The organism is Amycolatopsis sp. NPDC051128, from assembly GCF_040682715.1.
Taxonomy (GTDB): domain Bacteria; phylum Actinomycetota; class Actinomycetes; order Mycobacteriales; family Pseudonocardiaceae; genus Amycolatopsis.
The window spans coordinates 63,259-78,360 of the sequence record NZ_JBFBBN010000047.1 but is presented as its reverse complement, the minus strand read 5'-3'; the positions used below and the strand labels follow the sequence as shown (position 1 = coordinate 78,360).

Below are 15,102 nucleotides of genomic sequence, written 5' to 3'. Positions count from 1 at the left end.
AAGCAGCGCGATCAAGTGGTCCTCCTCCTCGGATGCGGTGCCATCAGCATGGCACGATCGCTACTCGTGAGTTGGTTCGAGCGGCGTACGTGGCACACCAGCCGGGCCACAAGCGCGAACACCGCGCCGGTACCGGTGCCGAGGGCGCCGGCGATGCCGAGGAAGAGCAGCGTCCCGACCGGTAAGAGGGGCGGCTCGAACGCGGCGGCGAGCGCCAGCACACCGACCACCGAGAACACCCCGATGAGGATCTTGACGGGATCGGTCCGGTCGGACAGCCAGCCGCCCACCGGGCGCATCGCCACGGCGAGCACCACGAAGCCGGCCGTGCGCAAGGCCGCGTCGCCGCGGTCCAGGCCGAACGACGTCACGAGGTAGGTGGGCAGGTAGACGCTGAAGGCGACGAATCCGCCGAACGCGACCGCGTAGAGCACCGAAAGCTGGCGGGTCACCGGCATGCGCAACGCGGTCACCAGCCTGCCGAGGAGGCTACCGGCGGCCCGCTGCCGGTCCGGGCGGTCACGCAGCACGAAGAACCCGAGCACGGCGTACCCCACGAGGATCGCGGCGACCAGGTCGAACGGGAAGCTGCTGCCGAATGCTTTGCTCAGCTGGACGGTCGAGAACGCCGAGACGGCCGTGCCGCCCATGCCGGCGCCGAAGACGCCGAGGGCCAGGCCGCGGCGCCGGGGCGGGTACCAGGAGTTCACGAACGGGATGCCGATCGCGAAGGTGGTGCCGCCGAGGCCGAGGAAGAAACCGCCGACGAGGTAGCCGGTCAGCGAGCCGGCGCCGTGCCCGAGGTAGAGCACCGGGAGCACGGTGAGCAGCGCGACCGCCGGGAACATGACCCGGGCGCCGAACCGGTCGGTCAGCGCGCCCACCGGGATCCGCCCGAGCGAGCCGACGAGGACCGGGACCGCGACCAGGACGGCCTGCTGCACCGAGGACAAGTGCAGCTGCTCACGCAGGGTCGCGCCCAATGGAGACAGCAGCGCCCACGCCCAGAACGTGATCGCGAACCCGGCCGTGGCCATCGCGAGCATCGGTCCGGCGCCGGAATCCGGCCGCGACGGAGTGGCGGCGGGCTCTCCCCCGCGGGACAAGGGCTTCGTCACGGCTGGCTCCTCGAGTGTGGACGGTCGCTTCCATCGTCGGAGCACCGGAGCCGGTGCGTAATGGTCCTTGGTCTTCTCGATCGAGGACCTTCGGCGTAGCTTCGGGACGTCCGGCCCTGACATCGTTTCCACAGAGATCGAACTCGTGGGAGGCGCAATGGCGCGACGAACGAAGGATTCCGCGGGGACGGACGGCCCGCTGGCCGACGCCCTGCTGAAGACCGGCCGGTTCTTCACCCGGCGCGAAACCTCCGCCGACCTGCGCGCGGTGTTCAAGGAAGGCGGCCGGGACGGCGACGTCTTCTACCGCGACCGCTGGAGCCACGACAAGGTGGTCCGTTCGACCCACGGCGTCAACTGCACCGGCTCGTGCTCCTGGAAGGTCTACGTCAAGGACGGGATCATCACCTGGGAGACCCAGCAGACCGATTACCCGTCGGTAGGCCCGGACTCCCCCGAGTACGAGCCCCGCGGCTGCCCACGCGGTGCGGCGTTCTCCTGGTACACCTACTCGCCGACCCGGGTCCGGTATCCCTACGCCCGCGGCGTGCTCGCCGAGATGTACCGCGAGGCGAAGGGCCGGCTCGGCGACCCCGTCGCCGCGTGGGCCGAGATCACCACCGATCCGGCCAAACGCCGTCGCTACCAGTCCGCGCGCGGCAAGGGCGGGCACGTGCGGGTCTCGTGGGACGAGGCGACGGAGATCGTCGCCGCGGCGCACGTCCATACGATCGCGACCCACGGCCCGGACCGGATCGCCGGGTTCTCGCCGATCCCGGCGATGTCGATGGTCAGCCACGCGGCGGGCTCGCGGTTCATCGAGCTGATCGGCGGCGCGATGACGTCGTTCTACGACTGGTACGCCGACCTCCCGGTGGCCTCCCCGCAGGTCTTCGGCGACCAGACCGACGTCCCCGAGTCGGGTGACTGGTGGAACGCCACCTACCTGCTCATGTGGGGGTCCAACGTCCCGGTGACACGCACCCCCGACGCGCACTGGATGGCCGAAGCCCGGTACAAGGGTCAGAAGGTGGTCGTGGTGTCGCCGGACTACGCCGACAACACGAAGTTCGCCGACACCTGGCTGCCCGCCCAGCCCGGCACCGACGGCGCCCTGGCGATGGCCATGGGCCACGTCACGCTCAAGGAGTTCTTCGTCGACCGCCGCGTCCCCTTCTTCGTCGACTACGTGCAGCGCAACACCGACCTGCCCTTCCTGGTGACGCTGACCGAGCGCGACGGCGCCTCCGTGCCGGGGAAGTTCCTGACCGCGGCCGACCTCGGCGACGACACCGAAGGCGCGGCCTGGAAGACCGTGCTGATCGACGGGGCCACCGGTGAACCCGTCGTCCCCAACGGTTCCCTCGGCTTCCGCTACACCGAAACCGGCGCCGGGAAGTGGAATCTCGAACTCGGCGACGTCGCGCCACAGCTGACAGTGCACGGCGGCGACACCGTCGAGGTCCTTCTCCCCCGGTTCGACGCCCTCGACGGCTCCGGCGGGGTCCTGCGCCGGGGCGTCCCGGTCCGCCGCGTCGCCGGCAAGCTCGTCACGACGGTGTTCGACCTGATGCTGGCCCAGTACGGCGTCCACCGCGACGGCCTCCCCGGCACCTGGCCCACCAATTACGACGACGCCACCGAGCCGTACACGCCGGCCTGGCAGGAGACGATCACCTCGGTGCCGGCCGGGCAGGTCGTGCGGATCGCCCGGGAGATGGCGGACAACGCCGAGGAGTCCGAAGGCCGCACCATGATCATCATGGGGGCCGGGATCTGCCAGTGGTTCCACGGCGACACCACCTACCGCGCCGTGCTGGCGCTGCTGATGCTCACCGGCTCGATGGGCCGCAACGGCGGCGGCTGGGCCCACTACGTCGGGCAGGAGAAGTGCCGCCCGGTCACCGGCTGGGCCACGATGGCGATGGCCACGGACTGGCAGCGCCCGCCGCGGCAGATGATCGGCACGGCCTACTGGTACACCCACACCGACCAGTGGCGCTACGACGGCTACCGCGCCGACGCGCTCACCTCGCCGCTCGCCGAAGGGAAGCTGGCGGGCAAGCACACGATGGACACCATCGCACTGTCCGCCCGGCTGGGCTGGATGCCGTCCTACCCGCAGTTCGACGTCAATCCCCTCGAACTGGCCGACGAAGCCGGCGATCAGGACGTCGCGGAATACGTCGTTTCGCGCCTGCGGAACGGCACGCTCCGCTTCGCGATCGACGACCCCGACGCGCCGGAGAACTGGCCCCGCTGCCTCACCCTGTGGCGGGCCAACCTGCTCGGCTCCTCGGCGAAGGGCGACGAGTACTTCCTCAAACACCTGCTCGGCACGCACAACAACCTCCAAGCCGAGCAGACGTCACCGGAGCGACGGCCCCAGGACGTCGAATGGCGGGGCGAAGAACCGCCCGAAGGCAAGCTCGATCTGCTGCTGTCGCTGGACTTCCGGATGACCAGCTCCACGCTGCTGTCCGACGTCGTGCTCCCGGCCGCGACCTGGTACGAGAAGCACGACCTCAACACCACCGACATGCACCCGTTCGTGCACGCCTTCACCCCCGCGATCGACCCGCCGTTCGAGTCACGCACCGACTTCGACGCGTTCCACGCCATCGCCCGCCGGTTCTCCGAACTGGCCGCCACCCACCTCGGCGTCCGGCGCGACATCGTCGCGGTGCCGCTGCAGCACGACACTCCCGGCGAAACCGCCCAGCCCGGCGGCACGGTCCTGGACTGGCGTGCCGGCGAGACCGCGGCGGTCCCGGGCCGGACGATGCCGAACTTCGTGGCCGTCGAACGCGACTATCCCGCTGTCGCCGACAAGATGGCGGCCATCGGCCCGCTGATCGACCGGCTCGGCATGACCACCAAGGCCGTCACCTACCACCCCGACGAGGAGATCGCCCATCTGGCGGCGAAGAACGGCGTCATGCTCGGCGGGGCGGGTGACGGCCGCCCGGCGATCGACACCGACGCCAAGATGGCCGAAGCGATCCTGGCGTTGTCGGCCACCACCAACGGCCGCCTCGCCGTGCAGGGCTTCGAACAGCTCGAGCGCCGCACCGGCGTCCGGCTCGCCGACCTCGCCGCCGGCAGCGAGGAGAAACGGATCTCCTTCGCCGACACTCAGGCGCGACCCGTACCCGTCATCACCAGCCCGGAATGGTCGGGCAGCGAGACCGGCGGCCGCCGCTACGCCCCGTTCACGGTCAACGTCGAGCGGCGCAAGCCCTGGCACACCCTGACCGGCCGGATGCACTTCCTGCTCGACCACGACTGGATGCACGAGATGGGCGAAACCCTGCCGATCTACCGGGTGCCGCTCGACATGCACCGGTTGTTCGGCGAACCGGCGATCGGTGCGCCCGGGCCGGGCGACGAGGACGGCGCGTCGGTGACCGTGCGGTACCTGACCCCGCATTCGAAGTGGTCGATCCACTCGGAGTACCAGGACAACCTGTTCATGCTGTCCCTCTCCCGCGGCGGCCCCGTCGTGTGGATGAGCGAACCCGACGCGACCGCGATCGGCGTGCGGGACAACGACTGGGTGGAGGCGGTCAACCGCAACGGCGTCATGGTGCTGCGGGCGATCGTCACCCACCGGATCCCGGCCGGGACCGTGTTCGTGTACCACGCTCAGGAACGGGTGGTAAACGTGCCGAAGTCCGAGCACAACGGCCGCCGCGGCGGGATCCACAATTCCCTGACCCGGATCCTCGTCAAGCCCACGCACCTCATCGGCGGCTACGCGCAGCTGTCGTTCGCGTTCAACTACCTCGGCCCGACCGGGAACCAGCGTGACGAGGTCACGGTCATCCGGCGCCGCCGCAGCCAGAAGGTGGAGTACTGACATGCGCGTGATGGCCCAGATGGGCATGGTGATGAACCTCGACAAGTGCATCGGGTGCCACACCTGCTCGGTGACCTGCAAGCAGGCGTGGACCAACCGCCCCGGCGTCGAGTACGCCTGGTTCAACAACGTCGAAACCCGTCCCGGTCAGGGATATCCGCGCCGCTACCAGGACCAGGAACAGTGGAAGGGCGGCTGGGTCCGCACCGCCCGGGGCCGGCTGAAGCTCAAGGCGGGCGGCCGCTTCCGCAAGCTGCTCACCATCTTCGCCAACCCCGTCCTGCCGAACATCCGCGACTACTACGAACCCTGGACCTACGACTACGAAACCCTGACCAACGCGCCACTGGGCGACGACTTTCCCGTCGCCCAGCCGAAATCACTGCTGTCCGGGAAACCGATGTCAGTGGAGTGGAGCGCGAACTGGGACGACGACCTCGGCGGCGCCCCGGAACACGGCCCCCGCGACCCGATCGTCGAGCGGTTGCGCCAGGAGTCCGAGGAGAAGGTCAAGTTCTCGTTCGAGCAGGCGTTCATGTTCTTCTTGCCGCGCATCTGCGAACACTGCCTGAACCCGGCGTGTGTCGCGTCGTGTCCGTCGGGGGCGATGTACAAGCGCGCCGAGGACGGCATCGTGCTGGTCGACCAGGACCAGTGCCGGGGCTGGCGAATGTGTGTGACCGGCTGCCCGTACAAGAAGGTCTACTTCAACCACCGCACGGGCAAGGCCGAGAAATGCACCTTCTGCTACCCCCGCGTCGAAGTCGGACTGCCGACGGTGTGCAGCGAGACCTGCGTCGGCCGGCTGCGCTACATCGGGTTGTTCCTCTACGACGCCGACCGCGTCACCGAAGCGGCGTCCGTCGCCGACGAGCACGACCTCTACGAAGCCCAGCTGGACCTGCTGCTCGACCCCCACGATCCCGACGTGGCAGCGGCCGCGCGCCGCGACGGCATCGCCGAGGACTGGCTCGAGGCCGCACGGCGGTCACCGGTGTACAAGCTCGCCAAGGACTACCGGGTCGCGCTGCCGCTGCACCCGGAATTCCGCACGATGCCGATGGTCTGGTACATCCCGCCGCTGTCGCCGGTGGTCGACCGGCTCACCGAAACCGGGCACGACGGCGAGGCCGCCGGGAACCTCTTCGGCGCGATCGAAGCGTTGCGCATCCCGATCGGCTACCTCGCCGAGCTCTTCACCGCCGGCGACATCGCCCCGGTCGACCGGGTGCTCCGGAAGCTGGCCGCGATGCGCTCCTACATGCGCGACGTGAGCCTCGACCGGCCCCGCGACGAGTCGATCGCTTCCGCCGTCGGCATGACCGGCGGCGAACTGGTGGAGATGTACCGGCTGCTTGGCATCGCCAAGTACGAAGAGCGCTACGTCATCCCGACCGCGTACACCGGCGAAGCGCACCAGCTGGAAGAGCTCGGCTGCAGCCTGGACGTCGACGGCGGTCCCGGCATGGTCGGCAGCGGCCCGTTCGGCGAGGGCTCCGGCCGCGCGATGCCGGTCTCGGTCGAGACGTTCCACGCCCTGCGCGACCGGCAGACCAGCGACCAGGTCACCGACCTCGGCCTGCCCGGCACGCGGATCAACCTGCTCAACTGGGACGGCAAGGGCCGCCCGTTCCCCCCGCGCACCGAGAGGAGCGAGCCGTGAACCCGGACCTCTCCGCCCGCGAGCACGCGGTCGTGCTGCAAGCCGCGTCGCTCTGCCTGCAGTACCCGGACGAGGACCTGCGGGCGACGCTGCCCACGGTGCGCGCCGCGGTCGAGACGCTCCCCGTCGGAGAGCCGCGTGACCGCCTCCGGGGGTTCCTCGCGGAGACCGCGTCGATGTCCCCGGGCGCTCTCGCCGAGCATTACGTGCGGGTGTTCGACACCCGGCGCCGCTGTTGCCTGTACCTGACCTGGTGGAGCGACGGGGAAACCCGCCGCCGCGGCAGCTCGCTCGCCGAGCTGAAGTCCCGCTACCGGGCCGCCGGCGTCGAGTTCGGCAGCACCGAACTGCCCGACTACCTGCCGGCGGTGCTCGAGTTCGCCGCCACTGCCGACCTGGCCGGTGGGCTCGCGCTCCTGCAGGAACACCGCGCCGGGATCGAACTGCTCCGCCTGGCCCTGCTCGACGCCGCCACGCCTTACTCGGCTCCGGTGCAGGCGGTGTGCGCGCTGCTGCCGGGTCCCTCCCCCGACGACGTCGCCGCGGCCAAGGCCCTCGCGCGCAGCGGACCGCCGCGGGAACAGGTCGGCCTGGATCTCGCCCCGTTCGGCACCGTCCCCGCCGGAGGCCCTCGATGAACTTCCTCCTCTGGGGTATCGCCCCGTACGTCATGGCCGCCGTGCTCGTCGGCGGGACCGTGTGGCGCTACCGTTACGACAAGTTCGGCTGGACCACGCGATCCTCGGAACTGCACGAATCCCGTCTCCTCCGGATCGGCAGCCCGCTGTTCCACTTCGGGCTCCTCGTGGTGATCGTCGGCCACGTGATCGGGTTGCTGATCCCGAAGAGCCTCACCGACGCGCTCGGCCTCAGCCAGGAGGCCTACCACGTCCAGGCGCTCGTCCTCGGCACGATCGCCGGGCTGTCCACTTTGGCCGGAATCGGGATCCTGGTCTACCGCAGGCGCACGACCGGGCCGGTGTTCCGCGCGACCACGGTCAACGACAAGCTGATGTACCTGGTGCTCGTGGCCGCGATCGTCGCGGGCCTGGCGACGACGTTGCTCGGCGCGGCCGGCGGTGAGGAGCACAACTACCGCCTGACCGTCTCCCCGTGGTTCCGCTCGCTGTTCACCTTGAACCCCGACATCGAAGCCATGAGCCACGCGGGGTTCGCCTTCCACCTGCACGTCCTCATCGGCATGGTGCTGTTCGCCATCTGGCCCTTCACCCGCCTGGTCCACGCCTTCACGGCGCCGCTTACGTACCTGGTCCGGCCCTACATCGTCTACCGCTCACGGGATCGGGCCGCACCGTCGCGACCGGCACGCCGAGGGTGGTCCCAGGAGAATGTCCGGCGCACCAAGCGGATGTGATCACCGGCCACGAGGACGGGAGCGTGAAATCAGTGTGGCGCGTCGCGAGTTGTTCGACGTTCGGACCGAGCGCCCCGATGTGCCGTTCAAGGCCGTGAATGGCCTCCGTCCCCAGTGGACGGAGGCCTTCCACTGCACTCAGGCCACGTCGTTCCAGACGTAGTCCAGGCGGTTGCGCACCTCTACGACGCCGGACAGCTCGCCGATCAGCCGCGTCACCGGGTCGATGTCGCTGCGGCGCTCCACGCGCCCGACGACCGTGACGATCCCGGCCCGGACCTCCACGCGGACCCGGTCGGGCCCGAGGTCGAGCCGGTCGCGCAACACGTCCTCGCTGACCTCGCGCTCGAGGTCGGCGTCGCCGCGGGTGAAGACCGCCACCAGGTCGCGGCGGGACAGCACGCCCGCCACCTTCCCGTCGCGCAGCACGAACAAGCGGCGGACACCGCTGTGCGCGAACTGCGCCGCGGCGGCAGCGAGCGTCGCGTCGGCGTCGATGGTGACGGCCGGGCTGGTCATCAGGTCCTTCGCGACGCACGCCGTCGCCTTGCGGGCCAGCCGGCGGTCGCGCCACCGGGGCTTGCGGTCCTCCCACAGGTGCGGGAGCAGGTCCGCCTCCGAGACGACACCGACGAGGGCGCCGGTCTTGTCGAGGACGCCGACCGCGCTGATCCCGTTGCCGGTGAGCAGCTGGGCGATGTCCTTGAACGGCGTATGCGTGGAAACGGTGATCGGGTCGGCGGTCATCACCGCGGACACCGTGCCGGTGTTCATGGTCACTTCTCCTTTTCGGTACGGACGACCATCACGGGGCAGGCCGCGTGGTGCAGCAGCGCCTGGCTCGTCGAGCCGAGCACCATGCCGGTGAAGCCACCGCGGCCCCGGCTCCCGACGACGACCAGCTGCGCGTCGCGGCTCATCTCGAGAAGCCGCGACCGGGGCTTGTCGTGCTCGACGCGACGTTCCACTTGGACGTCCGGGTACTTCTCCTGCCAGCCCGCCAGCCGCTGGGCCAGCAGGCGCCGGCCCGAGTCCCGCAGGGATTCGCCCTGGAAAGCGACATTGCCGTCGCTGAACAGGCCGGCGGTGTCGCCGTCGTGCCAGGTGTACAGCGCGACGAGCGGGGCATTGCGGATCGAGGCCTCCTCGAAGGCCCAGGCGATCGCGGCTTCGCTCAGCGGGCTGCCGTCGGCGCCCACGACCACCGGGCCGTCGGCCTTCTCCGAGCCGCGCACGGTCACGACCGGGCAATGCGCCCGCGCGGCGAGGTCGACGTCGGGCGAGCCGCTGAACAGGCCCGCGATCGCGCCGACCGGCTCGCCGGTGACGAGGATCCGTGCCCGCTCCGAGACGTCGAGCAGCCCCGGAACCGGTCCGTGGTCGCTGGCCTCGGTCGAGATCTCCAGTCCGGGCACGGCGGCTTCGAGCGTGGCCCGGGTCTGCCGCAGCAGCTGGTCCGCTTCGGCTTCCTTGACCGCCAGCCAGTCCGACGGCGGGTACATCTTGCCGCCGAACGCGGCGTCTTCGTAGCCGTAAGCGGTGTAGACGAGCAGGGACGCATGCCGGCGGGCCGCTTCCCCGGCCGCCCACAACGCGGCCGCGGCGGCGGTCTCCGAACCGTCCACGGCGACGACGATCGGCGGGTTTCCGGTTGCGCTCATGACGTGTTTCCTCCGGGCTCCGGTGCGCGGACCACGCATCCGAACCGACGGTAGGTCGCGGTCGCACCCGGCTGCTGCGGTCGTCGGCCCCCGGCACGAAGGACTTTCGGCACCGCGCGCGGAGTCCTTGGCCGCTCCCGGCGGGCGGCAGTGGCGACCGTACCGGTCCTGCTCACCGCAGCCCTGTACGTCGACTACTTTCTGACAACACCGCGCTGTGGGTGCACGGTGCGCGCGCGATGGCGGCCACCGCTGCTGTGCGCCGTCTTCATCCTCGCCTCGCGGTCCTCGGGTCTGCGGTCGGAAGTCCTTGCGGCCGGTGACTTCCGGCCGTGGCGCGAGGACGTGCGGCGGGCCTACGGTCGAGACACAACTGCCTCAGGAGTCGCCGATGACCACCGCACCCACCCCGCCGATCGTCACCGGAGTGGACGGATCCGTCCGCTGATGTCCGCGAGCCGGAGCCGCCTGTACCGCAACGGCGTCCTGGAGCTGGAGAACCTCTCCTTCGCCGAGGCGTCGCGGCACCTCGCCGACCAGGCCGTGACGCTCTGGCTGGACATCGACGCCCCCACCGCGGCGGATCTGGCCGCGCTCACCACGGAACTCGGGCTGCACCCGCTCGCGGTCGCGTCCGTCCTCGACGAGGACCACCAGCGGCCGAAGCTGGTCCACTACGACCACCACTCGTTCCTCACCGCCTACGCCGTCCGGCTGGACTCCGGCGACGGCGTGCTCACGGCGTCGGAGCTCGACGCGTTCATCACCGACCGCGTGCTGGTCACCTTGCACCGCGACGACACCGCGGACATCGACGCCCTCGTCGAGCGCTGGGACAGCACACCCGAGCTGGCCAAGAGCGGCACCGGGTTCCTGCTGCACGGCCTGCTCGACCTGCTCGTCGACGGGCACTTCGACGCCCTCCAGTCCCTCGACGAACAGGTCGAGGAGCTGGAGGACCTGGTCTTCGCCGACCAGACCGACGTCACGGACCTGCAGCGCCGCGCCCTGCGGCTGCGCAAGAGCCTGAGCCGGCTGCGGCACCTGGCCCTGCCGATGCGGGAGATCGTCAGCTCGCTGATGCGCCGCGAGGTCCGCACGGTCGACGACACCCTGCTGCCCTACTTCCAGGACGTCTACGACCACGTCCTACGCGTCACGGAATGGACGGAGTCCCTGCGCGACCTGCTCGCGACGATCCGGGAAACCCAGCTGAGCATCCAGGGCAACCGGCTCAACACGATCATGAAGAAGGTGACCAGCTGGGCCGCGATCATCGCGGTGCCCACCGCCATCACCGGGTTCTACGGCCAGAACATCCCCTACCCGGGGTTCGCGCAGGCGTCCGGGGTGTGGGTCTCGACGCTCGCCATCCTGGTCATCTCGGGGACCCTGTACGTCCTCTTCAAACGACGAGACTGGCTGTGAGCCGGACGCTCCGAGGCGGACGGCTCGCCCTGGCCTGGTTCGTGACCGTCACAGCGGCCGAATTCCTCGGCTTCACCGTCCCCGCGGTGGCCGGCGCCCTCACCGTGGACTCCGCGGTCGCCCTTCCCGTGCTCCTGGTCGCCGGCGCGGTCGAAGGAGCCATGCTGGGCGCGGGCCAGGCACTCGTCCTCCGGCGCGCCGTCCCCACGGTGAGCGCCCGCCACTGGGTCACGGCCACGGCGGCGGCGGCATCGTTCGCCTACCTCATCGGGCTCGCGCCGAGCACGTGGGCCACGCAGCTGAGCAGCTGGCCGCCCTGGGTCCTTTGGCCGGCCGTCGGCATCCTCGGCCTGGCGTTGCTGTGCTCGATCGGTTTCGCCCAGTGGCTGGTCCTGCGCCGCCACGTTCCCCGTTCGGGACGGTGGATCGCCACCACGGCCGGCGCGTGGCTGCTCGGCCTCGCGGTCTTCCTGGGCGTGACCATGCCGCTGTGGCAGCCCGGGCAGAGCCTGCCCACCACGATCGCGGTCGGGATCCTCGGCGGCCTCCTGATGGCGGCCACCACCTCGGCGGTCACCGGGCTCGCCGTTCGCCGCCTTCCCGGCCTGGGCTGACCTGCCGCCGCGCCGCCACCCGGTGCCAGATCAGCTTGTCCGCCTCCACCACCGCGAACGCGACAACGGCGGCGCCCAGGACCCACAGCCAGGAGCCGGCGCCGACCGGAGCGGTGTGGAACCACGTGTTCATGATCGGGACGTAGGTCAGCAGCAGCTGGAGCCCGGCCGTGAGCACGAGGCCGAGCGCGAACATCCGGCTGCGGCCGGGCCACGCGAGCAGCACCGGCCGGTCGAGCGACCGGCAGCTGAGCAGGTACGCGGCCTGGACGCCGACGAACACGTTGATCGCGCTCGTGCGGGCCTCCGCGAGCGACACCCCCGCGGCCAGTTCGGCTTGGTAGGCCGCGAAAGCCGCCACCACGAGCAGGAGCGACACGAGCACGACCCGGCGCAGCAGCGCGGCGGTGAAGAGCGGACGCTTCGGCGGGCGCGGTGGGCGCCCCATGATGCCGGCCTCGGTGGGCTCGAACGCCATCGTGAGACCCAGGAACACCGCGGTCGTCATGTTGATCCACAGGATCTGCACCGGCACGATCGGCAGTGTCGCGCCGAGCAGGATGGCCACCAGCACGACCATGCCCTCACCGATGTTGGCCGGCAGCGTCCAGGCGATGAACTTCCGCAGGTTGTCGAAGACGCTCCGGCCTTCCCGCACCGCCGACTCGATCGAGGCGAAGTCGTCGTCGGTCAGGATCATGTCCGCGGCCTGGCGGGCGGCGTCGGTGCCGTTGCGGCCCATCGCGACGCCAATGTCCGCCCGGCGCAACGCGGGCGCGTCGTTGACGCCGTCACCGGTCATCGCGACCACGTGCCCGCGCCGCTGCAACGCCCGCACCAGCTCGAGTTTCTGCCCCGGCGACACCCGCGCGAACACCTGCGTGCCCGCCACCGTCTCGTCGAAGGCCTCCTCGGGCAGCTCCGTCAGCTCGGCGCCGGTGAGGACCCGCGCCGACGCCGCCTCTTCGACCAGCCCGACTTCGGCGGCGATCGCGCGCGCGGTCCCGGCGTGGTCGCCAGTGATCATCTTGACGTCGATGCCCGCGCTCCGGCACGCCGCGACGGCGGTGACCGCCTCCGGCCGGGGCGGGTCGTGCATCGCCTGCAGCCCCAGCAAAGTCGGCGCGGAACCCGGGGTGAACCGGGCGAACGCGAGCACCCGCAGCCCCCGCGCGGTCAGCTCCTGGTGCACCCTGTCCAGTGCGGCCGCGTCGAGCGGGCGGACAACGCCGGCGACGACCTCGTCCGCGCACCGGGCCACCACCTCTTCGACCGCGCCCTTGAGGTAGCCGACCTCGCCGTGCACCGTGGTCATCATGCGAGTCTCCGACTCGAAGGGGACCGTCTCCGTGCGCGGCGCCGCAGCCCGGATCGCCTCGGGATCCAGCCCAGCGGCGAGCGCCGATTCGAGCAGCGCGATCTCCGTCGGGTCGCCCTCCCCGAGCTGCGCGTCGTTGCACAGGACGCCGGCGACCAGGCACTCCCGCAGCCGGGCACCGGCTTCGGCGGGCGGGACCAGCAGGTCGCCCGCGGCCAAAGTCGTCACGTTCATCCGGTTCTGGGTGAGCGTGCCCGTCTTGTCGGTGCAGATCACCGTCGTGCCCCCGAGGGTCTCGACGGCGGGCAGGTTCCGCACGATCGCGCCGCGCCGCGACATCCGGACCACCCCGATCGCCAGCACGATCGCCACCGCCGCCGGCAGCCCTTCGGGGATCGCGCCGACGGCCAGCGCGACCACCGCAGTGAACATCTCGGGCACCGGCGTGCCGCGGAAGACCCCGAGCGCGAAGGCCGCGACGGAGACCGCGACGATCACGACGCTCAGTTGCCGGGAAAACCGCGCGAGCTTGCGGGTCAGCGGGGTGGCGACGACCTCCGCGGTGGCCACCAGGTGCTGGATGTCGCCCAGCTCCGTGGCGCCGCCGGTCGCCGTGACCACGGCCCGGGCCCAGCCGCGCGTCACCAGCGTCCCGGAGTAGGCACAGCCGACCCGGTCGGCGACCACGGCTTCCCCGGTCACCGCGTCGGCGGACTTGCGCACCGGCACCGACTCGCCGGTCAGCGCCGACTCGTCGACCTCCGCCAGACGGACTTCGGTGAGCCGCACGTCAGCCGGTACGCGGTCCCCCGCGGCCAGCTCGACGACGTCGCCCGGGACCAGGTCGGCGGCCGGCATCCTCCGGGTCACCCCGTCCCGGAGCACAGTCGCGTCGGACGGCACCATCCGGGACAGCGCGTCGAGGGCGCGCTGAGCCCGCGACTCCTGCACGAACCCGACGAGGGCGTTGAGCAGCACCACGCCGCCGATCACCCCGGCGTCGACGTACCCGCCGAACAGCCCGGTCACCACGCCCGCGAGCAACAGGACGTAGATGAGGGGGTCGTGGAACTGCCGCAGCACCCGGAGCACCAGCCCCGGCCCGGCCGGCGCGGTGACCGTGTTGGGGCCGAAGCGTTCCAGCCGCGCTCCGGCTTCCTCGGCGCCGAGCCCTCGAAGAGGGTCGACCCCGAGTTGCTCGGCGACGGCGGCCGCCGGCCGGGCGTGAAACGCCTCGAGCTGGGCCGTGGTCTTCACTACGCCGCCTTCCGTTCCGATGCGTGGCGAGTCCAGCAAATCGCGACGCGGCGGCCACCACCGCTGGCGAACGCCACCGGTGGTGGGGCCCTCGGTCACCAGCGGCGGGGACGATCGGCTCTGCTGTTCGCGCACCCCCGGCGGTAGCCGCCGGCTGAGTCTCCGCTCAAAAGTCGTGACGAACACGCAACGTCCGGCGGCACCTGGAGTGCCATGCTGATCAGGTCACGACCGGTGACGAGTCGAGCCTTTGCACGCCCAGGACCCCGGTAGGGGGCTCGGACCGCGTTTCATCCACGCGTGGAGGCGGCGGTGCGCACGGTACGGCGGAACATTCCCGACGGGCGGGCAGACACCGATGCCGGGAGTGCTCCGGCGCGACGTGGAGCGCGGATCTGCGACGGCTGCGGGCAGACACTCGCACCGGAAGAGGTGATCGTTTCCCTCGTGCCGGATTCCTCCGTCGTGGACGAGTTCGACCCTGGCTGCGACGGCTGGCGCCTGGTGACGGTCTGTAGCACCGAACACCTCCACCTGCTCAGCGATCGCGGCCGGCAAGCGTGGATCGACGAGCAGCTCTGGCTGGGCCAGCTCAGGCGCGCCAGCACCCAACCGGGGCTGCGCTGCGCGGACCTGGCCACCCTCGCCCGCCGTGCGGCACTCACTCCCGAGCAGCTCGAGCGGCTGCTGGCCTGGAACGCGATCCGCAACGGCTCAGCCTCCAGCCTGCCCGGCGGCCGCTCCCTCGCTCCCGATCGGGACGACACGTCCGGCGACGGGCGAGCCCGGCGAGGGACCTAGGGGCTCCG

The 15,102-nt window shown here is 70.9% G+C and carries 11 protein-coding genes; 7 read left to right on the top strand and 4 right to left on the bottom strand.

Features of this window, described 5'->3' with window-relative positions; genetic code table 11:
• Positions 1–11: 11 nt before the first annotated feature.
• Positions 12–1,118, bottom strand: a complete 1,107-nt coding sequence (locus AB0M82_RS35345) for an MFS transporter (RefSeq protein WP_364731536.1) — start codon at positions 1,116–1,118, stop codon at positions 12–14.
• 157 nt (positions 1,119–1,275) lie between these two features.
• On the opposite strand from AB0M82_RS35345, the gene AB0M82_RS35340 reads away from it, so the two are divergent.
• The 4 genes from AB0M82_RS35340 to narI are packed head-to-tail and all read left to right on the top strand — an operon-like array spanning position 1,276 to position 8,015.
• Positions 1,276–4,977 (top strand): nitrate reductase subunit alpha, encoded by a 3,702-nt coding sequence (locus AB0M82_RS35340; protein WP_364731534.1) that lies wholly within the window; start codon positions 1,276–1,278, stop codon positions 4,975–4,977.
• A gap of 1 nt (position 4,978) precedes the next feature.
• The gene (gene narH, locus AB0M82_RS35335; protein ID WP_364731532.1) at positions 4,979–6,640 is read left to right on the top strand and encodes a nitrate reductase subunit beta; all 1,662 of its coding nucleotides are present in this window, start codon (positions 4,979–4,981) and stop codon (positions 6,638–6,640) included.
• Positions 6,637–7,278, top strand: coding sequence for a nitrate reductase molybdenum cofactor assembly chaperone (narJ, locus tag AB0M82_RS35330; RefSeq protein WP_364731529.1), 642 nt, complete (start codon positions 6,637–6,639; stop codon positions 7,276–7,278). The genes narH and narJ overlap by 4 nt, the downstream gene beginning before the upstream one ends.
• Complete coding sequence (narI, locus tag AB0M82_RS35325; RefSeq protein WP_364731526.1) at positions 7,275–8,015, top strand: respiratory nitrate reductase subunit gamma; 741 nt, start codon at positions 7,275–7,277, stop codon at positions 8,013–8,015. The genes narJ and narI overlap by 4 nt, the downstream gene beginning before the upstream one ends.
• Before the next feature lie 138 nt (positions 8,016–8,153).
• On the opposite strand, the gene AB0M82_RS35320 is transcribed toward narI, so the two are convergent.
• Both AB0M82_RS35320 and AB0M82_RS35315 read right to left on the bottom strand, forming a co-directional pair.
• Positions 8,154–8,789 carry a CBS domain-containing protein gene (locus AB0M82_RS35320; protein WP_364731523.1) on the bottom strand — a complete coding sequence of 212 codons (636 nt, stop codon included), beginning with the start codon at positions 8,787–8,789 and terminating at the stop codon, positions 8,154–8,156.
• 2 nt (positions 8,790–8,791) lie between these two features.
• A complete protein-coding gene (locus AB0M82_RS35315; RefSeq protein WP_364731520.1) occupies positions 8,792–9,676 on the bottom strand; it encodes a universal stress protein in 885 nt (294 codons plus the stop codon).
• A 447-nt stretch (positions 9,677–10,123) separates the two neighbouring features.
• Here AB0M82_RS35315 and AB0M82_RS35310 point away from each other — a divergent pair, with 447 nt between their 5' ends.
• Together AB0M82_RS35310 and AB0M82_RS35305 are read left to right on the top strand one after the other, a co-directional pair.
• Positions 10,124–11,104 (top strand): magnesium transporter CorA family protein, encoded by a 981-nt coding sequence (locus AB0M82_RS35310; protein WP_364731517.1) that lies wholly within the window; start codon positions 10,124–10,126, stop codon positions 11,102–11,104.
• A complete protein-coding gene (locus tag AB0M82_RS35305) occupies positions 11,101–11,718 on the top strand; it encodes a hypothetical protein (RefSeq protein WP_364731514.1) in 618 nt (205 codons plus the stop codon). The genes AB0M82_RS35310 and AB0M82_RS35305 overlap by 4 nt, the downstream gene beginning before the upstream one ends.
• Here the strand turns inward: AB0M82_RS35305 and AB0M82_RS35300 are convergent.
• The gene (locus AB0M82_RS35300; RefSeq protein WP_364731511.1) at positions 11,678–14,293 is read right to left on the bottom strand and encodes an HAD-IC family P-type ATPase; all 2,616 of its coding nucleotides are present in this window, start codon (positions 14,291–14,293) and stop codon (positions 11,678–11,680) included. The genes AB0M82_RS35305 and AB0M82_RS35300 overlap by 41 nt on opposite strands.
• A gap of 447 nt (positions 14,294–14,740) precedes the next feature.
• Here AB0M82_RS35300 and AB0M82_RS35295 point away from each other — a divergent pair, with 447 nt between their 5' ends.
• Entirely contained in the window at positions 14,741–15,094 is a 354-nt protein-coding gene (locus AB0M82_RS35295) for a hypothetical protein (RefSeq protein ID WP_364731508.1), read from the top strand.
• Positions 15,095–15,102: the final 8 nt, after the last annotated feature.